At 42.6% G+C, this 23,112-nt stretch carries 17 protein-coding genes; 7 read left to right on the forward strand and 10 right to left on the reverse strand.

The features are described from left to right. Positions 1–205, forward strand: a 205-nt coding sequence (locus CKO50_RS03945; RefSeq protein ID WP_141240121.1) for a transposase domain-containing protein, incomplete at its 5' end; no start/stop codon positions are given. A gap of 18 nt (positions 206–223) precedes the next feature. On the opposite strand, the gene CKO50_RS03950 is transcribed toward CKO50_RS03945, so the two are convergent. The 5 genes from CKO50_RS03950 to CKO50_RS03970 all read right to left on the reverse strand — a co-directional run bounded on the left by CKO50_RS03950 (position 224) and on the right by CKO50_RS03970 (position 5,679). Further along, a complete protein-coding gene (locus tag CKO50_RS03950; RefSeq protein ID WP_095727099.1) occupies positions 224–466 on the reverse strand; it encodes a hypothetical protein in 243 nt (80 codons plus the stop codon). Positions 467–634: 168 nt separating this feature from the next. Further along, positions 635–2,593, reverse strand: coding sequence for a DUF262 domain-containing protein (locus CKO50_RS03955; RefSeq protein WP_095727100.1), 1,959 nt, complete (start codon positions 2,591–2,593; stop codon positions 635–637). Next, a complete protein-coding gene (locus CKO50_RS03960) occupies positions 2,580–3,932 on the reverse strand; it encodes a DUF262 domain-containing protein (protein ID WP_095727101.1) in 1,353 nt (450 codons plus the stop codon). Before CKO50_RS03960 ends, CKO50_RS03955 begins: the two co-directional genes overlap by 14 nt. Positions 3,933–4,006: 74 nt before the next feature. Next, positions 4,007–4,402, reverse strand: a complete 396-nt coding sequence (locus tag CKO50_RS03965) for a hypothetical protein (protein ID WP_095727102.1) — start codon at positions 4,400–4,402, stop codon at positions 4,007–4,009. 176 nt (positions 4,403–4,578) lie between these two features. Further along, complete coding sequence (locus tag CKO50_RS03970; protein ID WP_095727103.1) at positions 4,579–5,679, reverse strand: ISAs1 family transposase; 1,101 nt, start codon at positions 5,677–5,679, stop codon at positions 4,579–4,581. A gap of 300 nt (positions 5,680–5,979) precedes the next feature. Between CKO50_RS03970 and CKO50_RS03975 the strand changes: the two genes are divergently transcribed. The 3 genes from CKO50_RS03975 (at position 5,980) to CKO50_RS03985 (ending at position 10,535) form a co-directional block, all read left to right on the forward strand. Then, positions 5,980–8,688, forward strand: a complete 2,709-nt coding sequence (locus CKO50_RS03975; protein WP_095727104.1) for a CHASE domain-containing protein — start codon at positions 5,980–5,982, stop codon at positions 8,686–8,688. A gap of 116 nt (positions 8,689–8,804) precedes the next feature. Further along, a complete protein-coding gene (locus tag CKO50_RS03980) occupies positions 8,805–9,578 on the forward strand; it encodes an ABC transporter substrate-binding protein (RefSeq protein WP_095727105.1) in 774 nt (257 codons plus the stop codon). Between the two features lie 123 nt (positions 9,579–9,701). Then, positions 9,702–10,535, forward strand: a complete 834-nt coding sequence (locus CKO50_RS03985; RefSeq protein WP_255229425.1) for a tetratricopeptide repeat protein — start codon at positions 9,702–9,704, stop codon at positions 10,533–10,535. Positions 10,536–10,770: 235 nt separating this feature from the next. Here CKO50_RS03985 and grpE read toward each other — a convergent pair whose 3' ends face one another. Both grpE and CKO50_RS03995 read right to left on the reverse strand, forming a co-directional pair. Beyond that, a complete protein-coding gene (gene grpE / locus CKO50_RS03990) occupies positions 10,771–11,382 on the reverse strand; it encodes a nucleotide exchange factor GrpE (RefSeq protein WP_095727106.1) in 612 nt (203 codons plus the stop codon). A gap of 65 nt (positions 11,383–11,447) precedes the next feature. After that, complete coding sequence (locus CKO50_RS03995; protein ID WP_176474607.1) at positions 11,448–12,383, reverse strand: HrcA family transcriptional regulator; 936 nt, start codon at positions 12,381–12,383, stop codon at positions 11,448–11,450. Positions 12,384–12,473: 90 nt separating this feature from the next. Between CKO50_RS03995 and nadK the strand changes: the two genes are divergently transcribed. From nadK to recN, 3 genes are all read left to right on the forward strand, one after another. Beyond that, positions 12,474–13,358, forward strand: coding sequence for an NAD(+) kinase (nadK, locus tag CKO50_RS04000; RefSeq protein ID WP_095727108.1), 885 nt, complete (start codon positions 12,474–12,476; stop codon positions 13,356–13,358). 62 nt (positions 13,359–13,420) lie between these two features. Beyond that, the gene (locus CKO50_RS04005) at positions 13,421–13,999 is read left to right on the forward strand and encodes a hypothetical protein (RefSeq protein WP_095727109.1); all 579 of its coding nucleotides are present in this window, start codon (positions 13,421–13,423) and stop codon (positions 13,997–13,999) included. A gap of 94 nt (positions 14,000–14,093) precedes the next feature. Continuing rightward, the gene (gene recN / locus CKO50_RS04010; RefSeq protein ID WP_095727110.1) at positions 14,094–15,770 is read left to right on the forward strand and encodes a DNA repair protein RecN; all 1,677 of its coding nucleotides are present in this window, start codon (positions 14,094–14,096) and stop codon (positions 15,768–15,770) included. Positions 15,771–16,074: 304 nt separating this feature from the next. Here recN and CKO50_RS04015 read toward each other — a convergent pair whose 3' ends face one another. The 3 genes from CKO50_RS04015 to gltB form a co-directional block, all read right to left on the reverse strand. Then, a complete protein-coding gene (locus tag CKO50_RS04015; protein WP_095727111.1) occupies positions 16,075–16,470 on the reverse strand; it encodes a DUF1801 domain-containing protein in 396 nt (131 codons plus the stop codon). A 403-nt stretch (positions 16,471–16,873) separates the two neighbouring features. Next, complete coding sequence (locus tag CKO50_RS04020; RefSeq protein ID WP_010375412.1) at positions 16,874–18,289, reverse strand: FAD-dependent oxidoreductase; 1,416 nt, start codon at positions 18,287–18,289, stop codon at positions 16,874–16,876. A gap of 9 nt (positions 18,290–18,298) precedes the next feature. Then, positions 18,299–22,756 carry a glutamate synthase large subunit gene (gene gltB, locus CKO50_RS04025; RefSeq protein WP_095727112.1) on the reverse strand — a complete coding sequence of 1,486 codons (4,458 nt, stop codon included), beginning with the start codon at positions 22,754–22,756 and terminating at the stop codon, positions 18,299–18,301. Positions 22,757–23,112 lie beyond the last annotated feature (356 nt).

A 23,112-nucleotide genomic window follows, 5' to 3' on the forward strand; every position in this document is an offset into this window, starting at 1 on the left:
CAAACCGTTCGTCATAGGGCGAAAGAACTGGCTGTTTAGTTTCACCACAAGTGGCGCTGAGAGTAGCGCAACCCTCTACAGCATGATCGAAACAGCCAGAGCAAACGGCCACACCCCATTCGATTATGTGATGCATTGCTTAAACGAATTAGCCCAGCCACAGTGCGATATCGACAGTTTACTGCCCTGGCATGTTAGCCTCTAGGTGTAGTTAGCCGTACGCTTACAGTAATTCTATCTTTTCAGCTACACATTCAGTAATAATCCCAACGGACTGCAACTTTTTCTGAACTAAACGAGCTTTATCAAACTCGAGTCCTTCTTTTATTGCATATGTTCTACCGTTGAATAAAAGGTTTGCTTTCGTTTCCGGTATTTTTAAGTAACGAGCAAGCTTCAAACCTATTTGCAGCTGATCTTTATTTTCATCAATCTCTCCCTTGAAGAGTACCTTATATGTAGTCACAACTATCCTTACTTAAAATAAAATCACACCCAAATTTTTAACTAGAATATTATAAAGCGCATTTTTCCTAGTCACTCTTTTAACGTCTCTTCGATATCTTTCCTGAATTCAACAACTTTCTTTTTTAAATCAATATTCCAAAGTCTTTTAATAGCTTAGCTAAGCCCGCTAAGAAGTTGTCATATTGTATGAATGAGGCTTTGATACCACTCCATTACATAAAATCTTGATCATCTCTGCTTCATGATTAAGAATATTTTCTCTCCCTACTTCCTCTGGACCCCATTCGTCATAACACATCATCATTGCTTGCTTTAGACTCTCAGCACGGTTATTTTCTTGATAGAACTTTTTCTTATCTTGTGGTGAGTAGTTGCTAAGCCTTGAATTACTGCTAGGCGAAATTAAACAAAGATTGCCAAAACGATCAACATCTTTCATCTTACTTGCCCCTGACGGGTCCATTTGTGGAAAGTAGTGCTCAACAGAGCTTCTAAATGAAAATTGAAAATCATCAAAGTGCTTCCCTAGGTCTTTTTTACCTTTTCCATCAAATGTTTCATTTTCAGATAGACGCTTCCACAATAGGTAATCTAAACGGTTGAACACAAAGTTTTGTACACCAGTGCCTTGGTGGAGCACTTCAGGCTCTTCCTCCTTAAACTCTAGGCTTGCACCCTCTATAATTTCTTTAAAGTAGCTATCACTCAAACTTTCAAGCTTAGCTAAGTAAGCATCACCATCAACTGTTAAATTTACTTCATGCGTTATATTTTTATTTAAAATGTTTAGTGCATCATTTAACCACCGCTTATAAACCAACGAAGGGTTCGAAACATGGAACATGGCCAATAACATACGGAGCTTTTCGTTTTGTTCACCATTAAGTGAATTTGGGTACTCTGGACTTAAGCTAGCACCGTTTTTGTAGGCATTAAGCCTTACTAAACTCCACTTACGTTTTTCATCATGTAAATCAGGTTTAATGATGTAACTATCAAATAGAATTCGATATTTAAGCAATTCAAAAACAAAAGCTTTGGCTTCTACCTTCAAGACATTATCTCGAGAAATAAAGACATCAAGCAGCTTTTTATCATCCAATGAAACGCTTTCTTGCGTTAGCATCAACTTTAAAACATGTAATAAAAAATTTGAAAAGTCGATGACTGACCCAAATCGCTCTTCTTTCTCTCGCTCTTCATCATTTCTTTTTAAACTTGTCGATTTATTCGCAATAATTTCACGAAGCGTCATTGCATCTTGTTTTTGCAGCTTGCTTGTGTGCTTATCAAGAATTGCCCCAAAACTTGATGGCAGCTCTTGCCAGGTGTCGCCAAATAACTCTTTTCGTAAATCAGATTGAAAGCCCATCTGGGTATAGCGCTTCATATTTGAGCACGCATCCCAAATAGCAGAGAAAGTACTCCTCTCATCTTCGGTATCTAGCGTCGCCATAAACTTCGCTTTCAACACTTCATGCTTTTCTAATTGCTCACCACGATTATTCATTATCTCAAAGTAATGATTGAGATCGGTTTGCGGAGGCACAACCACTCGTAATATGGTGACGTGCTCTAACAAGTACTCTAAAAAGCGGTTGGTTTTATCTTCTTTATCCAAACCTTTGGTTTTAAAGTAACGCTTGATGATTTGAAATGCAGAGTGAATATTCGGCTCTTCTGACTCACCATTCGTGTTATTGTTATAAATATCATCTAACGCTCTAGAAGATTTTGGGCGACTATCAAACGTTAAATTGATATCTAAACCTTCCAAAAGCCCTTTCTTAGTGACTGTTTGATGTTTTAAATACGCTAGTAATATAGACAGTGTTGTATGTCTTTGCTGACCATCAATTGTTTCATATACCAAATTAGATTGCTGAGAATGAGACGCTCGCTGATAAACAACTAAACTGCCCAAGTAGTATTGTTCTTGTTTAGTGGCATTGGATTCATTGGGTTGAGTAATAAGCCCTGCGGCATCGCTGATATCTTGAATTAACTGTTCTATCTCTGGCGCCCCCCAAGCATAATTACGCTGATATATAGGAATGACATATTGAGTTTTATGATCAAAAAGTTTTTTAACTGATAACGATTCAACTTGATTATTTTGGCTCATTTACATTTCCCGTTGTCATAGCTTCAATAGATGCTTGTACGCTTTTAGCATTAGAAAACTTAGGCTCTTTGTTATATGGAGGCTGAAAGTTCAAAACTTGTTGAGGGTGAACGGCTTTACTAATAGCTCTAAATAAACCTTTTCGCTCTTTAGCGTGATTATCTACCGTTTCCATTCCTATACGTTGCATTTCAAGGCGTAAAAAATAACTCCAGCGATAACAAATTTGTGCTGCTTTATCTAATTCAATATCTCCGAATTTATCGTAGTAGTACATTACTGCACAAAAAAATAAATTTCGGACATAGCTGTCCCCTTTACGATTGCTTCCGGTGTAATCGGTGTGTCTGTTTACAAATGAAGATAATCTCGCATTCTCACCAACAAATAACTTTGAATGGATAGCCATATAATGTTGTATGTATTCAAAAAAGCGCTTTCCGTTAATCATTACTTGGTCAACTTGGAATGGATAACTCTTAGTTTGCTTATCCCATTTACGGGCAGGATCAGCATTAAAACTCTCTATCGCATAGTCAAGCGCCAACATGGCATCTACATAGTAATATTGCGTGTCTTCTAGGCTAACCCCTTTGAATACATCAATATTATGCCGACTAAACTGGATACCATAGTCACCATCTATCCAACGGCGCATACGAAACAAAAACTCGCCCATTATGGTATGTAAATTGGCAGAACCATCATCAGGGTTAACTCCTTGCTCCCATAAACTTACATGATGCAGTCGCTCGTTTTGTTCTGTTGAACCCATCATTTCACGTAAGTGATAAGCCTTTAGCAAATCATGGGGAGCAAGCGCTTTACCACGTGCATTTTGAGAGTCAAAGAATTGAAAGGCTTCACTTAAATCATCAAGAGTCACTTGAATAAGTTCGCACTTATAGAGCACAAAATTGAGGAGTTCCTGCTTTTCTAATGGCGTTAAAGTAGCTAATCGCTCAGCGATTACCTGAGCATTATTTTTTAGATTTTCAATACTGACTGATGATTCAAATTTATGTTCAATTAAGCTTGAGCTGATACTTTTATCTTCACTATCTATTATGGTGCACAGCAGTATTAAAGTAAGAAGACGCTGTTGACCATCAACGATATTAAGAATGCCATTATCATTTTCAATATGGGTATTATTGTCTTGATGTAGAACAACTGTACCTAGCCGATAACAAGGCTTGGTTTGATGATTCAGAATATCATCAATCAATTGGTCAACATGCTTAGGCTGCCATTTATAAGGTCGTTGGTACTCTGGGATCTCAAGTTTTTGACCCATTAGTTGCGAAATTGTTTGGGGCTGATTGAAAATAATTGCCATGTATAGTTCATCTGTTGATTAAATGTATTTGTAAAATAGAGCCGAAAGGCTACTTGCTATAAACTTCTATATTCTTACCAGCTCGCCACATTAAAGCCAATACGCATGTTGAAGTGCTCGTCAATCTTGCTATTGGTAATGTTATTTTTGCGGACAAATGTCTGATACGACATATCTACTCGCTCAACGGGTTTACCAAAAATAATGATGATGTCTTCGTCTAGTTTAACTTCTGTAATTTCGAAAATAAGAGGGATATTCATCGTAGGTTTTATAACCGCCATACGATCCCCCACTTTCGCAGTGACTAACTCATCCCAACCGTGTTGGCCTTTACCTAAGTCATAAATAGCACCTTTTCCATAGCGCTCGAAGTGATTGATTCTTGTACTTATGGCATTCGCAAGAAAGTGCTTTACTTTATTTTCAGACTGATTGTTGCTGCTGGAATTTGCTTGTGTATCTAACATGAGTATTCCTTTAATATCTTGCTCATATCTGAGTTAACTCTTTGCTTTTGATGATATGAAAATCTTAACCGAGTAACCACGACAACTTTTGTCGACGCTCTATGCTATTTATTCTGCTGTTTACCAAGGTATGGATAATGTACATTACCCCCAGGGGCGGAGCATACTTTGATTACTTATAAACCAAAGAACACCTGTGCCCTAAATTTGTCGTTCCAGCCAGCGGTTTTCAATTTGCTACGTTGACTCGGTAAGCCGCATTCACACTGCTTGAGCATATTCATTACAAAACGCCTGAATAGGGCCATATTTTCCACCGCATCATCAAGACAAATTCTTGATGAATCCTCTTTAAAAACAACATCTAGTACATAGTGCTGACAGTTCTCTATACGCCAGTGTTGACGGATGTAGTGGCCTAGCACCTTATTTTTTGGTGACATTGAGCTGACGTAGTAGCTGGTATCAATACTGGTTTTACCGCCGCAGGTTCTGTGTCGTTCTACCGCAATGATGCTGCGAATTGTCGGCCAACTCACCGCTAACGCTTCGTCTAATTTTGGCTTGAGTTGATATACTATCCGCGTCTCTGTGCAACCATGTGCTTGCTGCTTTACCTCAGTTACGACTTGCTCTTTGCCAGCATCGAATACGCGTTGAAATTGATCGGTTACAGCCTGATATAGCTTGGGCTGATTCTTTTTAACCTGCACCACAACATCAGCTTTTTTCGCAGTGATCATTTCAAGTGTTTGCCGTTGACAATGTAGCGCATCCACTGTGATAACACTGCCCTTAATATCAAGCACTTCAAGCGATTGTCGCACAACACGTATCTCGCCTTGCTTGGTTTCAGTGGACTGTTGTGACAGTACTAACCCTGACTCTATATCGTATGCAGTAACAAGTTGTAATGCCGTCTTTTTATCGCCGCGATACGAACCGCGCAGTACTTTGCCGTCGAGTGCAATAACTGGTTTACCTGTGGTTTGTCGCTGCTCGTTGACCCAGTTTAACAGAGCTTCCAACAGTGATTCTGCCACCACAGATTTGAGGATCCGAGCGATGGTATGGCGCTTTGGGATCCCGTTTTTAAATGGCCGATACTGCCGCAACCAATCCTCCTTCGACTCGCCATAGAGCTGGATATATTGCCAACCATCAGCACCTGCCATGATGGCACTAATAACAAGGAAAATGACATCAACTAAGTCGTGCTTTTTGTTAATATCAGAGCGAGTTTCTTCTACAACTGTAAGGTGTTCAATCAGATTCATTGGTTGCGCCTAGCAATGGGATTGGCGCTATTTGATCATAAATTAGCTAAAAGTGCGATCCCGCCCTGACATCGTGACTACATTTATATAAAGTCCAAAATCCGCATATTTATTTTAGCTTTCATGGCCACATAGCTTAGCCAGCCTTAATCTACAATTTACCCAAACAACAATTCAAAATATGTCTTTGATGAGCCAATTTAGGCACAAATTTAGAGCCATCACATCGCTTCAATCACTATCAATTCCATGCTATCTAGACTAACATATTGGTTAGATTTAAAGCTTAAGGAATACAGCGTGTCGTTAGCGAGTGCTCATACAATTCGCCAAAGCCGATTTTTGCCACTTGTTGCTGCACTATTTGTGTTAGTTGGCAGTATGCTTTATGGACTGGTGTTATATGAGCAAGAAAAGGAGCATCATGCTGAAAAAGTCGCCTCGGCACTTGCTTTGCGCCTTGAGCATGTAACTGAAGGGGTGAACGAGCGCGTTACATTGTATTGGTACGGCATTTTGGGGCTTCGCACTGCTATTTACTCGAACCAACAGCATCGCTTTGACTATCAGGCAATGCAGCGATACATCAACTCGTTTGATTTCCAAGCGGAATATCCAGGCGCACGAGGCATTGGAATTATTAAGTATGTCCCCGTTGATAACGTAAGTAGCTTTGTGCAACAAGCACAAGCTGAGCGTACAGACAGAACGTTCTCCATCAAAACGTTAAACCCACATAACACCAGCAAATTTGTTATCCAGTATATTGAACCCGAAGTAAACAACGATAAAGCCGTCGGATTGGATATAGGCTCCGAAGCTAGCCGCAGAACAGCGGCAATAGAAGCTGCAACTGCCAATGAGCCGAGGCTTACTGCCCCAATCACCTTAGTGCAAGCTGACAATAAGGTTAAATACGGATTTTTAATTCTCGCCCCAATTTATACACTAACCGGTATTACACAAGATGAAGAAAATCGTTTAGATAACTTGATTGGTTGGACTTATTCCCCGTTACTTATCGATGAAATTCTGTCGACTTTGCTATCTTTTCAACAAGATGTTTCAATTCAAATCTCCGATGTAACCAATAACGATGAAGACACACCATTTTATCAGGCACTAAAAGAAGATGTTAGAGAGAAAAATGGCCCACTAGCTAAACAAATCGCGTTATTTGGTCGCACTTGGGAAGTAAAAATTTGGCCAACTTCTCAGTTTATACATTCACTCAATCTCGTCTCTCCGAATACCATTTTGCAAGTCGCGCTGTTGGTTTCAGCTTTATTGGCGGTCATCACTTACGTTTTACTTTTAAGCTTTGCACGTCAGCGTTTAGCAGAAAGGGAAAAATTGGCGGCTGAAGAAGAAAAAGCACAATCCCTCGCGAAACTGAACTCGTCTTTAGAACAAGAAGTGAAAGCGCGTACTAAAGAAATCGTTAAATACAGCCAACTTCACACCAGTATTGTTGAAGGTTCAGGTTATGCCATTGTTGCCACCGATCCAGACGGTATCATTACCCAGTTTAACCCTGCGGCCGAGCGTTTATTAGGGTACAAAAAAGATGAACTCATTGGTAAATCATCCCCTGCCATTTTCCATCTTGAAGAAGAGGTTGTAGCAAGAGCAAAAGCGTTAACAGAAGAGCTTGGCAGAGTCATTGAACCTGAATTTGAAGTTTTTGTCGCCAAAGCCAAACAAGGTGTGGTAGACACTAGCCGATGGACTTACGTTACTAAGCAAAATCAATACGTTCAAATTAAGCTGAACGTAACGACATTGACCGACGAACGCGGCAACATTGATGGCTTTTTAGGCATCGCATTAGATCTTACAGAGCAGCTCAAACACGAACGAGAACTATCGCATGCCAAAGAAGCGGCGGAGCAAGCAGCCAAAGCTAAGGCCGTCTTTTTGGCGAATATGAGCCATGAAATACGAACCCCCATGAACGGCTTATACGGCACGTTGCAACTCTTAAAATCGGAGCCGCTTAATAGTACTGCCACCAACCTGCTCGAAAAAGCGACCTACTCAGTTAAAGCACTTAACACCATCATTAACGATATTTTGGATTTCTCAAAAATTGAAGCCGGTCGAATTGAGCTTGAGGAGCGGCCATTTAATATAGAGGTGTTGGTTGAACATCTACGCTCAGACTTTTTAGTGTTGGCAAAAAATAAAGGCCTCAAACTTAAGATCTACATTGAACTTGAGCATAAGTTTTGGCTTGGGGATGAAGTCAGAGTCAGACAAGTGATGCTTAACCTCTTGTCTAACGCTATAAAATTTACTGAGACTGGTAGCGTTATTACCCGTATAAAATCACTTAAAAATGACTCTGGTATGCTTATCACCGTGGCTGACACAGGTATAGGGATGACAGAAGCTGCAATCAAAAAGCTCTTTTCACGATTTGAGCAGGCAGATAAGTCCACCACTCGAAAGTTTGGTGGTACAGGGCTTGGCCTTTCGATTACCCGCTCTCTAATTGACCTGATGGGCGGCGTAATTAGAGTAGAAAGTACCGTTGGAGAAGGCAGTCTATTTAGTATCGAGTTGCCCATGCACAAGTCTGAGTGTACGTCTGAGCAGCTAAAAGACAAGCAGCTAACAGCAGCAGATTTGAGCGGCACATCCATATTGCTCGCTGAGGATAACCCAGTAAACCAGCTGGTAGTGCGTTCTATGATCAGTAAGGCCAATGGTGATATTGCGATTGCGAATAATGGTAAAGAGTCCATTGAACAATTCGAGCTAAACAAGCCCGACTTAATACTTATGGACATTCAAATGCCTGAGATGGATGGCGTTGAGGCATGTAAACGTCTTAAGAATAAGGATCCCAATATCCCAATCATCGCATTAACTGCAAATGCTTTTCCGGAAGACAAAGCCTTGTATGAGCGCGTCGGATTTGATGGCTATGTTGCCAAACCCATAGAGCAACTTGAGCTTATCAATACCATCGTGACCGTACTCGCACATAGCCGTAATATGCAGTGATCTGAGAACATTCTGCAGCTAGCAGCTACAAACTTAATCGTTTAATAAAACGCATGTACCTTTTTAATTTACTGATCAAATAATCAATCCCTATCCACCTGCAAGGATCGATCGCCATGAAACACGCTAGATCGCTTTTACTTAGTTTATTCATCGCATTTTTAGCATTCGAAGCTACAGCCAAATGCGATAAAACTTTACGTATAGGAATGAACGAAACACAGTGGCTTCCCTATATTTCTCGCGATGGAGGTAATGTCTCAGGTTTAGAAATTAATGCGCTAAACATCTTGTTTAACGACTCATCTTATTGCTTGGAATATGTCTTTTATCCCACTTCTGCAAGAATGCTAGCGGAGTTAAAGGCAGGTAAAGTAGATGTACTAATGGCTGCGACCAAAACGGCATCTAGAGCTAGGTTTGCGTACTTCACTACACCTTACCGCCAAGAAGTCATGGCGTTATTCCAACATAAAGACAAACCAAAAATTGGCGGCGAAGTCGAGTCGTTGATCCTTGCAGGAAACACATTTGCTCTGAATGCTGGCAGCTATTACGGTATGGCCTTTGAAAAACTGATCCAAGACTTTTATAACGATCAGCTGGTACACCTGCCCAATGCCGCTCGTCGCTTTAAGATGTTGAGTAAACAGCGAGTTGACTATGTTGTTGAAGATAAGCTCGCAGGAGAATACTTTATTCAATCTAGAGAGTATACCGACATTATCTATTCTGGTACCGACGCGAATAAAACACCAGTTAGCTATATGCTTAGCAAAGCTAGTTTAACTACTGTAGACCTTGAAAACATCAATCAACTAATTGAGTTGCGCCAAAGCGAGCTCAGCAATTTGTTTTCTTTTCATCAAGTTTCCGATCCCCATTTATAACTGAAGACGTAACCTCTACATTGTTGCTTATCTTTGTATAACGCTGTTTATCGTAATTGATTTGGAACTATTTGTTACTGCCGACTACAGTTAATAGATGCGCCAAAATGGGTTGGGGTTTGCTTGGTTCGGTTTTTACTCTTTGTAACTTGTACATTTTATTTTTGCCAACACGCGTTGGCGAAAGATTTTTCATATTTTGAAAGTAAACTAGACGAGGCTAGCGACTACTTAACAGTTAACCCAGCACAATCACTAACTATTCTCGACAGTTTAGAGCAACTGCAAGATGTGCCAGTGCCTTTATTTATTCAGTGGCATTTGCTGAGCGCTCGTGCATCTGTACCAACAAATAAAGTAGATAGGCTCTATACCTCAATAAACGCGACCTTTTTATATCCAAATGATATGTTTTTTAAAGCAAACCTCCCTACCATTTTGAGTGCACTTGGGATTTGGTTACGCTGGCAGGAGTACCTTGATGATGCTGATATTAGCCTCAAGTGTGCCTACAAATATGCAGAAAATGACAACCAACGGCTTACGCTGACAAATAGTATGGCGCTAGTTGCCCGCAACCAAAATGATTACCAAAAAGCGAGAACCCTGTATGCCAAGGCACGTAAACTAGCTGAGGAGCTAAAACAAACCCCGGTACTGGCGATGATCGAAAGCAATTTAGGTAGCCTCGCGCTTGATCAAGGCCGAATATTTGAAGCCGAGCTGTATTTTCGTCATGCCCTATTGGGTTATCAAGCTGTTGATAAACGCTCGGGTCAAATCTCAGCAGGAATTAATTTGATGTTTGTCTTTCTTATTCAAAAACAAATTGTCAACTACGAACGTTTACAAGGGCCCACCTCTACGCTAACCACAGCCTTTCCAAACGAATCAAAACAAGCATGGCTACAATGGCTTNAAACAACTCGAAGGGGAAATACCGAGCCAGAGCACTAAGCACGCGTTACAATTGGCATATACCCAATTAGAAAGCGATAAAGTAAAACTGCTAGTACATAGATATTTGGCAAAAGAGTTAGCCGTCGAAGTAACCGCCCCCCTCCCCATCACAACCAAATCTTTTTCAAGTCCTTGGTTTGATAAAGTGAAGCTGTGTAGTTGGTAAATGACTAAACTCGTTACTAAATGCAAAAAAACCGCTCAATGAGCGGCTTTTTCAAATTGGATTTGCTTATTCAGCAGCCTTAGACACCATCACCATTGCAGGGCGCAATAGACGACCGTTTAAGGTATACCCTTTTTGCATCACAGCAAGCACAGTATTTGGTGACACATCATTACTCGGCTGAATTGACATTGCTTGATGTAGCTCTGGGTTAAATGCTTCACCCTGTGGATTTACCGCTTCAACACCAAATTTAGCAAGGGCATCAGCAAATGTCTTGATAGTCATATCAATACCTTCAAGCACTGGCTTTAACGTTTCGTTTTCTTTGTCAGAAAACTCAATCGCACGCTCGAGGTTATCGATTACAGGTAGTAATTCGTTTGAGAACTTTTCTAGCGCAAATTTATGTGCTTTTTCAACATCCTGCGCTGCACGGCGACGAACATTTTCAAGCTCAGCAGCGGCGCGAACAACGCTATCTTTTTGTGAGTCGATAGTTTGCTTAGCGGTTTCAAGCTCTGCATACAGACCAGCGATTTCTTCTTCTGGGCTCAACTCACCCGCATTTTCTACCTGCTCTTCCTGAGTTTGTTGCTCTGCTTGTGCTTCTACAGCTTCTGCTTCCGCTTGTGTTTGTTCAAGCTCTTGCTCTGGGGCTTTTGTCTGCTCAGACATGTGGTGCTTCTCCGATTCTTTACAACTGCGGTAATTATGGGGATTGAAATGAGAGTTTCAACCCTTTATTGCGGCAATTTTTTGAATTCTGATAAGATGGCTTCGATCTTTGAATCCGCGGGGCAAATTACGCAAAAGCGACTTTGATATTCTCCTTTGGAGAAATACGGCACACTGAGCACCACTACACGATGTAAACCTAACATACTTAGCTCTTCGCCAAGTAACACGGATACGCCGTCTTTAAACGCCAAGCGGTCTTCAACTTGGTCTAAAAATCCGACGCCAAGATTAATCTCTCTATCCAACTCTAAGCGGTTATATAAGTAGCGCTCGCCCACAACAATTGCATTATCTGAGCCTAATTGCTGACTTAACTGCTTAGTCCACTGGGCCAAAATATGATGACAACTCGGCGGTGCGCTGTGTGCCATGGCGCGCATTCGGTGCAACCCTTCAACTAAAGTTTGTTGACTGAATACAGTATTCATCCAAGCCGCGAACTGGTAACGCAACGCGTCGGAGTCATCAACAGGTTTATCTATACAAATATTGTGCGATTGCCCCGCTCTGTCTAACAGCAGAACCAACCAATTTTTACGATCAAAATCGAGCACTTCCACACGGAACATTTGTTTGCTGCTAACTTGTGGTAATCCCACGCAGCAACAGACCTGGAAGTTTTGGCTCAATAAATGTGCAAAAGAGACTATTGCGGACTGTTCGGGTTGCCAATGAACGGCAACATCAGCCAGAGGAAAAAACTCCTGTAGCCAGAATTTTACACCTTGATCGGTGGGCACGCGGCCAGCTGACGTGTGCGGCGAATACAATAAGCCTTGATTTTCAAGTCTTGCCATTGCATTGCGTACGGTTGCAGAACAAATAGCAAGGCCGTCCTGCTTTGCTATTTTGCTGGATGCAACAGGCTGTCCTTCACCATTACAATAATGGCGCATGACCGCACACAGAATTTGTTCATCTCTGGGATTTAGTTTCATAATTATTTTAATATGGGTGTCAATTGCCAGTTTCAAGCACTACGCTTTTAATATAATCTTGCAACAAAGATACCAAGGACAAATGACTGAATGACGACCACGTTTAACACCATCGGCTTAATTGGCAAACCCAACCACGAAGGCGCGGGGACGACCTTACAACGACTCTATACATTTTTGCAAGCATTAGGATATGAAGTACTCGTAGAAGATCGCGTTGCGGAGCAAATAAAGTCGTTAGACGAAGACGCTATAGTCGAGTTAGTTGAACTAGGTAAACGTTGCGACCTTGCCATTGTTGTTGGTGGTGACGGTAACATGCTTGGTGCAGCAAGAGTACTGGCTCGCTTTGATGTCGCTGTGATTGGAGTTAACCGCGGTAATTTAGGTTTTTTGACAGATTTGAACCCCGAAGGCTTTGAAGCGCAGCTAGAAGCGGTGTTGAGCGGCCAATTTATTGAAGAATCGAGATTTCTGTTGGAGGTAGCAGTATACCGACATCACCAACTTAAAAGCGCAAATCTAGCAATGAACGAAGCCGTATTACACGCTGATAAGGTTGCTCATATGATTGAATTTGAGGCTTTTATCAACGACGATTTTGTATTCTCACAGCGTTCAGACGGTTTAATTGTCTCGACACCAACAGGTTCAACCGCTTACTCGCTTTCGGGTGGAGGGCCTATTCTAACCCCAGAACTCGACGCTATTTCACTGGTGCCAATGTTTCCGCACACCTTATCTAGCAGACCTTTGGTAGTGGACGCAGAAAAAGAAGTCAAACTTAAGTTAAGTCTAGAAAACACCGACAGCTTACAAGTGAGTTGTGACAGTCATGTTGTATTAGCTGTGCTACCTGGTGACGAAGTTATCATCAAAAAAGCGGAGAAAAGACTAAGATTGATCCATCCCAAATGCTACTCCTACTACAATGTTCTTAGACAGAAATTAAATTGGGGCAGTAGGCTTTACTAAGTCCACAAAGTTACGCAAAATAACCTTGGTTAAATTTTCTAATTTAGGTAAATAACAATAAAATGGCTTACGTTGTATTTTTCACATTGGCGCTGCTTATCACTATACTTTCAGTGTATTTAGTGATTGAAAATAATAGAAGAAAAGCCCGTGAAGCAGAAAAAAAAGCCTTTAACGATCGTTTAAAAGTGATTAATAACAACTTTAAACTGAAAGTTGCTGAATTCGTCGAAGCGAAGATTTTAAGGCCAAAATACGCACCGCAGATAAATGCAATTGTTGGCAACTTTTTTGTCGTTCAAACCCACTCAGAAGAGAACTTGGCACAACTGGAAAAAGTGTCTGAATTATTTATCTATTCAGTGACAAACGAGCTCAATAAGTGTCGCTCAAATGGCAATATAGATTTGCTTGCTGAGCAACTACAGTATTTTGTTGCCGAATTACCCACGGCGGGCATTGCCTATAATCGTGATTTCTATCGCGAGATGCTTCCAGCTCTCATTGCACGCATTCAAACACCTGATACGCCAGCAATGCAGCAAGATGAAGATGTGCTGGATTCGCAAAAGCGAGGTGATTCAGAGACATCCAACCAACAAATGCAAGCAGCCTTAGTAAAAGAGCATGCCGTCGGTTAATCTTGCTATTATTTTTAGTAAAATTTTTGATTTGAGTTGCTAAACAACGAAATACTGTATAAATTAACAGTAACTATCTGTTGGGGTGTACAGTATGCTTCTAGCTTTAAATGTTCAAAATTTTGCTATTGTTAGTGCGCTAAATATTGACTGGCATTGTGGCATGACCGCAATTACAGGTGAAACAGGCGCAGGTAAGTCCATTGCAATCGATGCGCTTTCTTTATGTCTCGGTGAGCGTGCTGATCCTTCTGCTATTCGTCCAGGTACCGACAAAGCGGATATTTCTGCTCAGTTTGATGTTTCAAACCTCCCTGCTGCCAAGCGCTTTCTAACGGAGCATATGCTAGATAACGAAGAAAATGAATGTATTCTTCGTCGTGTTATTAGTAAAAGTGGGCGTAGTAAAAGCTATATCAATGGTTCCCCTGTTACTGCAGGCCAACAAAAGGAGCTTGGGCAACATCTTATCGCGATCCATGGGCAACATGCCCATCAGCTACTGTTAAAGCCAGAGTATCAACTGCACTTGCTAGATGCTTACGCAAGCCATACGACTTTGTTGCAAGCAGTTAAGGGTCAATATAATCACTATCATAAACTGCAAAAAGAATATGCCGAACTACAAAAGTCACAACAGGCACAAGCCGCAAAAAAACAGCTTCTTGAGTACCAAGTAGCGGAGCTTGATGAGTTTGCCCTACAAGAAGGCGAATATGAAGATATTGAGACCGAGCATTCGCGCCTAAGCCATAGCCAAACTATTTTAGAACAATGCCACCGAGAGCTATCTCGCCTTTATGAAAATGAAGAGCAGACTGTGCTCTCACAGCTACAACAAAGTGCACAAGTGTTCTCTGAGCTCATCAGTTTTGACAAAACTCTTGAAAATATTGCACAAGTGCTTGAAGAAGCCGCAGTACAAGTGGAAGAAGCCAGTAGAGAGATCCGCAGTTATTCTGATTCAGTCGAACAAAATCCGATGCGACTACAAGAGCTAGAAGATAGACTCTCTCAAGCTCTAGATTTAGCTAGAAAGCATCAAGTTCAGCCTGAATTGCTATATCAGCACCATCAAGCGCTGCAACATGAGCTTGAGTCTATTAGCTCTGACTCTGCACGACTGGATGCGTTAGAGGAAGAAATTGCTGAAGCCATCAACGCCTATAACCAAGCAGCGCTTGGATTAAGTCAAAGCCGCCAGCAAGCCAGTGCATCTCTTAATGAACGTATTTCTGCAAGTATGAAAGAACTTGCGATGGGTGATGGCCAATTTGAGATCCAGTTAACGCCTAATCTTGGCGCTAAACCGAGCCCTCTTGGGTATGATCACATTGAATTTTACGTCTCTACTAACCCTGGCCAACCTTTGCAACCTATGGGCAAAGTTGCCTCAGGTGGTGAGCTATCTCGGATAAGCTTAGCCATTCAAGTGATCATCGCAACACGCGTGACGACACCCACTTTAATTTTCGATGAAGTTGATGTTGGGATCTCAGGTCCAACAGCTGCAACCGTAGGTAAATTGCTGCGCCAGCTTGGTCAGTCTACGCAAGTTATTTGTGTTACCCATTTACCGCAAGTGGCATGCAGTGGTCACAATCAGTTCTTTGTCGCAAAACGGGTAGAACATGGCGAAACCTTTACCAAAATGACCCCAATGGCAGAAAACCAACGCATTGATGAAATAGCAAGGTTAATTGGTGGGGATAAAATAAGTGACACGACAAGAGCCAGTGCCAAGGAGTTATTACAAGTACAAAGTGCTTAGCTGTTATCAGGGTGATTGCACCTGTTGAATTAATGCACCAACCAACAATTTGAACGGTGAGATATCATCTTAGCTTGGTTTAAAATTTTCATTTAGAGTACTTAAATAGTAAGATTTTTGCCCTCGCGATTATAGACACAGATAATTGGTCGATAGCAGGATACAAGAGCGATTCTGCTACTGCTATTTCACTGCTTCAGATAGCTCATTGATGTAGAAAAATTAATGTGGCTTATCCCAACTTACGGTTAATCAGCCTTATTTATAAACTGGGGAATAAATATATGTTTGCTGTATTGTTGAATTAGCGCTTCGCATTAAACCGAATTGCTGCACGGATCAATGTACGAAAATGCGCTTCATTGATAGTGTCCTGCTGTTTTATATCAATCGCCCGTCGAGTGTTACCTGCAAACCCTGTATTGAATAGCTGGTGCTCATCTTCAAACTTTGCACCGTATGCAAAGGTAAGTTTGACCTTATCTTTGTATACTTCGCCCGTGCAGATCATGCCAGCTTTTGACCAGACAGGCACTCCTGTTGGGTTGCTTGGCTTACGCCACTTGATATCTTCTTCTACATCTTTATCAACACTTAGGATCAGACTTCTGATCTGCTGCAATACCACTGCATGCCAATCGCTTAAGCTCGCTATCTTTGCAGTGACCGCATCTGCGCCTGAGTTTATTGTTTCATTCATGATCTTTCCTTAACACTATTGATAAATACATCTAGAGTGAAATTAAGTTAGCAGCTAACAAGGGCCTGTTGACCTTTGCTGTTTGATTTTTGTTCTTCTGAGTGCGTTTTGGTCACGACGCTCAACTTGCCGCCTAGTAATCTAGGTAAAAGTTGAGCAACAATGAACAGAGCACACTCAGGTGAACCCAAAGGGCAGCGCTTGATTGGCATTTCTACTGTGTTATCGCCTGACTCACATAGAACAATTATGCTACGCAGACTCTGCCTTGTATAAACACCAATCACACTGCTGCAAAAACAAACTTAAAAGATAAACAGTCCCTACGCAAAATTCAAATAAAAAAACCCCAGTTACAACGAGTGTAGTTGGGGCTTGTGAACGACAAAAGCTGTTGTTTAAGTTAAACTTCTAAATAGTCCAAAATGCCTTCAGCGGCGTTGCGGCCTTCAAAAATCGCCGTTACCACTAAATCAGACCCTCGTACGGCGTCACCACCGGCAAAGATCTTTGGATTACTTGTTTGATGTGTAAATGCGCCTTTTTCTGGTGCAACAATACCGCCCCAGTGATTTATTGCCACATCGTATTGTGCTAACCAATCAAGGTTGTGAGGCTTAAAACCAAATGCCATGATCACCGCGTCGGCTTCTAGCGTATGCTCAGAACCTTCCACAGTTTCAGCACTACGGCGACCATTTTTGTCAGGTTCACCTAATTGTGTTTTCACCATTTTAACGCCCGTGACTTTGCCTGAGCTGTCTACTTCAATACCAACCGGCTGTAAATTGAATCTAAATTCAACCCCTTCTTCTTTGGCATTTTTAACTTCTCGAACTGAGCCAGGCATGTTTTCTTCATCACGACGATAAGCACAGATCACGGATTGCGCATTTTGTCTGACTGACGTTCTAACACAGTCCATCGCAGTGTCCCCACCACCTAGTACCACCACGCGCTTACCCGCCATGTTCACATAGCTATGCTGACTTTCGTCATAGCCCATAACTCGGTTGGTGTTACCAATCAAAAATGGTAGCGCATCATAAACACCGTCGGCATCCTCATTTTCAAGATTGCCTTTCATGCTTTGATACGTCCCCACACCTAAGAATACGGCGTCGTATTGCGACAATAACTCGTCCATGGAGACATCACGACCAACTTCGGTATTGAGTTTAAATTCAACGCCCATTTCGGTGAAAATCTCACGACGGTTTTCCATTACTGATTTTTCTAATTTGAATGACGGGATCCCAAAGGTCAGCAAACCGCCAATTTCAGGGTTGCGATCATACACCACTGGGCGCACGCCGTTTCGCACTAGAATATCCGCACAGCCAAGTCCTGCCGGACCCGCACCTATGATCGCGACTTTCTTATCGGTCCAAGTAACGTAAGAAAGATCAGGCTTCCAGCCCTGTGCAAACGCCGTATCGGTAATATATTTTTCAATATTTCCTATGGTCACAGCACCAAACTCTTCGTTCAGCGTACACGACCCCTCACAAAGCCTATCTTGCGGACATACTCGACCACACACTTCAGGCAAACTATTGGTACGGTGAGATAGCTCCGCTGCCTCAATGATTCTGCCTGTACGAATAAGTTTGAGCCATTGCGGAATATAGTTGTGAACTGGACACTTCCATTCACAATACGGGTTACCACAATCTAAACAACGATCAGACTGCGAATGAACTTGCTGCTCAGAAAATGGCTCATAAATTTCAACAAAAGATTGCTTACGCGTAGAAATAGGCTTTTTGCGCGGATCTACACGTTGTACATCGATAAATTGGTAAACGTTCTCGCTCATTGCTCTCTCCTACTGCGCCTGAATTCTTAGCTCAGCACTACTACGCGCTCGGTGGCCAAGTAAACTGTTTAAATCGCTAGACTTTGGCTTTACCAATTTAAACATTGGCAAATACAACTCAAAGTTAGCTAAGATCTGCTCAGCTCGAGTTGAGCTCGTTAAATCTAGATGCTCTGCAATTAAACCGCGTAGATGCTCTTGGTGCGATGCAAGCGTTTTGAGATCGACCAGCTCGACCAACTCAGGGTTGATCCGTTTATCAAAATCACCTTCTTCATCAAGTACATAGGCAAAACCACCGGTCATGCCTGCGCCAAAGTTAACGCCAACTTGACCAAGCACACACACCACGCCTCCCGTCATGTATTCGCAGCCATTATCACCAAGCCCTTCAACAACCGCTTGTACACCCGAATTTCGCACGGCAAAGCGCTCCCCTGCTCGACCTGCTGCAAACAACTTACCGCCAGTCGCGCCATATAAACAGGTGTTACCGATGATAGCCGCCTGATGAGAGGCAAAGCTTGAGCCGACAGGAGGACGCACGACTAGCTTTCCACCAGCCATCCCTTTACCAACATAATCGTTAGCATCACCGACTAATGTCATTTCAAGGCCACCCGCGTTCCACACCCCAAACGATTGCCCTGCAGTACCATGTAACTCAAGTGCAACTGGATCTGCTGCCATACCTTGGTTACCATGCTTGCTTGCGATATAACCAGACAACATTGCGCCGATAGAGCGATCCGTATTGGAAATACGACTCACCAGCGAGATACCTGTCATTTCGTCGATTGCCGTCTTCGCTTTCGCAAGTAAACTTTCATTCAACGCACCACTGTAATGTGATGGATTAGTATGCGTGCAATACAGCGCTTCATTTGACGGATTGTTCGGCTTCGCTAGAAGCGGACTTAAGTCGAGCTTTTTCTGCTTCGCAGTATTACCTTCAATGGCTTCAAGTAAATCCGTTCTACCAATCAAATCGGTGAGTTTTGTGACTCCCAAAGCCGCCATCAGTTCACGAGCCTCTTGTGCAATAAACTTAAAGTAGTTCATCGCCATCTCTGGCAATCCGTGATAATGCTTTTGACGCAACGTATCATCTTGCGTAGCAACACCGGTTGCACAGTTATTAAGGTGACAGATCCGCAGGTATTTACAGCCAAGCGCAACCATAGGGCCGGTACCAAAACCAAAACTCTCAGCACCCAAAATTGCCGCTTTAATAATATCTAATCCGGTCTTTAAGCCGCCATCTGTTTGCAACCTAATGCGGTGGCGTAGACCATTTTCAACCAACGCCTGTTGTGTTTCAGCAAGGCCGAGCTCCCACGGGCTACCTGCATACTTTACCGATGTCAGCGGACTCGCCCCAGTACCACCATCATAACCGGCAATGGTAATGAGATCGGCATACGCTTTAGCAACACCAGTCGCAATCGTGCCGACACCGGGTTCTGAAACCAGTTTGACCGAGATCATCGCTTCAGGATTGACCTGTTTGAGGTCAAAAATAAGCTGAGCTAAGTCTTCGATCGAATAAATATCGTGATGCGGCGGCGGCGAAATCAAAGTAACACCAGGAACCGAATAGCGTAGCTTCGCGATATAAGGGGTGACTTTTTCACCTGGAAGCTGACCACCCTCGCCCGGCTTTGCCCCTTGCGCAACTTTGATTTGAATAACATCAGCTGAACGCAAATAATGTGGTGTCACACCGAATCGGCCAGAAGCAACCTGCTTAATACGCGAATTCTTTTCTGTACCAAAACGTAGCTTATCCTCACCACCCTCACCAGAGTTAGAGCAACCGCCGAGGCGATTCATCGCAATTGCTAACGCTTCGTGTGCCTCTGGTGATAAAGCCCCAATACTCATCGCTGCCGAGTCAAAACGCTTGTATAGCTCGGTTGCAGGCTCAACATCATTGATGTCGATTGCTTGTTGCGCCGTATTAAGCTTAAGCATGTCTCGCAGATTCGTAATTGGACGGTTATTTACCAACTCAGCGTATTTAACGTAGTCTTGATAGTTACCCGAACGAACTGCGGTCTGCAAAGTTTGCACAACATCAGGGTTATAGGCATGGTATTCACCACCATGCACATACTTTAATAATCCACCGTGTGATAGTAGTTTACGCTTGCTAAATGCCAATTTATTGAGTTGTTGTTGCTCCAAGGCAAAATCGTCAAAACACGCACCTTTAATACGGTTTGCAACTCCTTTAAAGCACAATTCAACCACCTCATCGGATAAACCGACGGCTTCAAACAACATCGAACAACGATAGGAAGCAATAGTGCTGATCCCCATCTTCGACATGATTTTGTATAAACCTTTGTTAATCGCGCCGCGATAAGACAAAGTCACCTCGCGGTAAGACTTTTTAATGATCTTCTTATCACACATTGCAACAAGGGTTTCGTAGGCTAGATAAGGATAAATCGCTGTTGCGCCAAAACCTAACAAAACAGCAAACTGGTGCGGATCTCTAACACTACCTGTTTCAACCAAAATATTGGTGTCGCAACGCAAGTTGCCATCCACTAGTCGTCTTTGTACTGCCCCCACGGCCATCGCCGCTGGAATAACTTGTTTACCCGCTGCTATTTCTCGGTCACTGAGCACTAACATCACGCACCCGGAGCCCGCTTTTGCAACGGCTTCATCACAAATACGCTTGATTGCATCTTGCAAAGACTCTTCAATTTCGTAAATCAATGAAATTTTACACGCACAGTAATGGTCGTCATCGGCGGTTAATAGCTGCTGCATGTCAGAATAAGTCAGTACTGGCGAGGCAAACTGCAACCGTTTAGCATGACCTGTGGTTTCGTTGAAAACGTTCTGCTCACGGCCAATACAAGTCGCCAGTGACATGACATGATTTTCCCGTAACGGATCGATTGGCGGGTTCGTTACCTGAGCAAACTTCTGGCGGAAGTAGTCAAATATCGAGCGGTGCCCTTCAGATAGCACTGCAAATGGCGTATCGTCACCCATTGAACCGGTTGCTTCTTGGCCGTTTTCACCCATCACGCGGATAACTTGGTCGAGCTCTTCGTTGGTATAACCAAACTGTTTCTGAAAGGTCAGCAAGGTTTCATCGTCAAGATCACGCTTACCAGCCGCTTTCTCATCTAGTGCTTCAAATGGCGCTAATCGCTTAACATTTTGCTCAAGCCAAGTTTTGTACGGGTGTCTGGATTTCAAGTCTTGATCGATTTCATCGGACTGCCAAATCTTGCCATGTAAGGTGTCAACCACCAGCAACTCACCTGGACCTACACGGCCTTTTTCGATAACTTCATCTGGCGCGTAATCCCAAATGCCCACTTCTGAGGCAAGCGTAATAAAGCCATCTTGCGTGATCACATAGCGGGCAGGACGAAGACCGTTACGGTCCAAATTACAAGCAGCAAAGCGCCCATCAGACATCACGATGCCAGCTGGGCCATCCCACGGTTCCATATGCATGGAGTTAAAGTCATAGAATGCGCGTAAGTCTTCATCCATGGCGCGATTCTTCTGCCATGCAGGTGGCACTAACATACGCATAGCGCGGAATAAATCCATACCACCAGCTAAAAATAGCTCTAGCATATTATCTAAACTAGACGAGTCAGAACCCGTTTCATTGACAAACGGTGCCGCATTTTGCAAATCTGGTAATAAGGGTGACGCGAACTTATAAGCACGCGCTCTCGCCCACTGACGGTTACCTTCAATAGTATTGATTTCACCATTGTGAGCTAAATAGCGGAACGGTTGCGCCAGCGGCCATCGAGGCTGTGTATTGGTTGAAAAGCGCTGATGGAATACACAAATCGCACTGGTCATCCGCATATCAGCAAGATCAGTATAAAAATTCGGTAGATCCGCAGGCATCATTAAGCCTTTGTAGATAGTCACTAAACCAGACAAACTACAAATATAAAACTGCTCATCTTGCTCTAAATGCTTTTCGATGCGTCGTCTTGCAATATAAAGACGACGCTCTAAATCTTTAGGACGCCACCCTTCAGGAGCACCAACAAAAACCTGTTTAAACTGCGGTAATTGTGCTTTAGCGATAGGGCCAAGCATAGATGGATCGGTGGGTACTTCACGCCAACCTATGAGCGTCAGTGTTTCTTTTTCTAATTCTTCACTGATCACTTTTTCAGCCGCAGCTGCAAGCTCATGGTCCTGATTTAAAAATATCATACCTACCGCATAGTTTTTGCCTACATGCCAATCGTTTTCAGCTGCGACGGCACGGAAAAAACTATCCGGTTTTTGTAATAACAGTCCGCAACCATCACCGGTTTTGCCATCTGCAGAAATACCACCTCGGTGCTGCATGCGGTCCAAACCTGTGATTGCTGTACGGATCAGTTTGTGACTTGGCTGACCGCTTACATGCGCAATCAAGCCAAATCCACAGTTATCTTTTTCTAATTTTGAGTCGTATAACATAGACTCCTCCCCTTGCTACAACGGCCAGCCCATGACGGTACGACGAAATGCTGGCAGATATTCAAAATTAGCCTTGATTGAAAGTAGAGTCAACACAAATATGAATACATATTCACAAACTTGAATATTTCTCATTGGTAAGACAAGTTAGCCAAAACCGTAATAAATTTGCCACTTTGAAAATGGCGAATATAAATTTGTAAAATGACACCGGTATCACACCAATAAAAACGCAACAGAACACAACCAAAAGCAAACGTTTACGTAAACGTAAATCAAGTCAAAAATGAATAATTATTCACTTTTTGGATTTTCTAGAACTCAATATCGGAGCGCGTTCGATTACACTGTTTATA

The organism is Pseudoalteromonas sp. HM-SA03, from assembly GCF_002289345.1.
Lineage (GTDB): Bacteria > Pseudomonadota > Gammaproteobacteria > Enterobacterales > Alteromonadaceae > Pseudoalteromonas.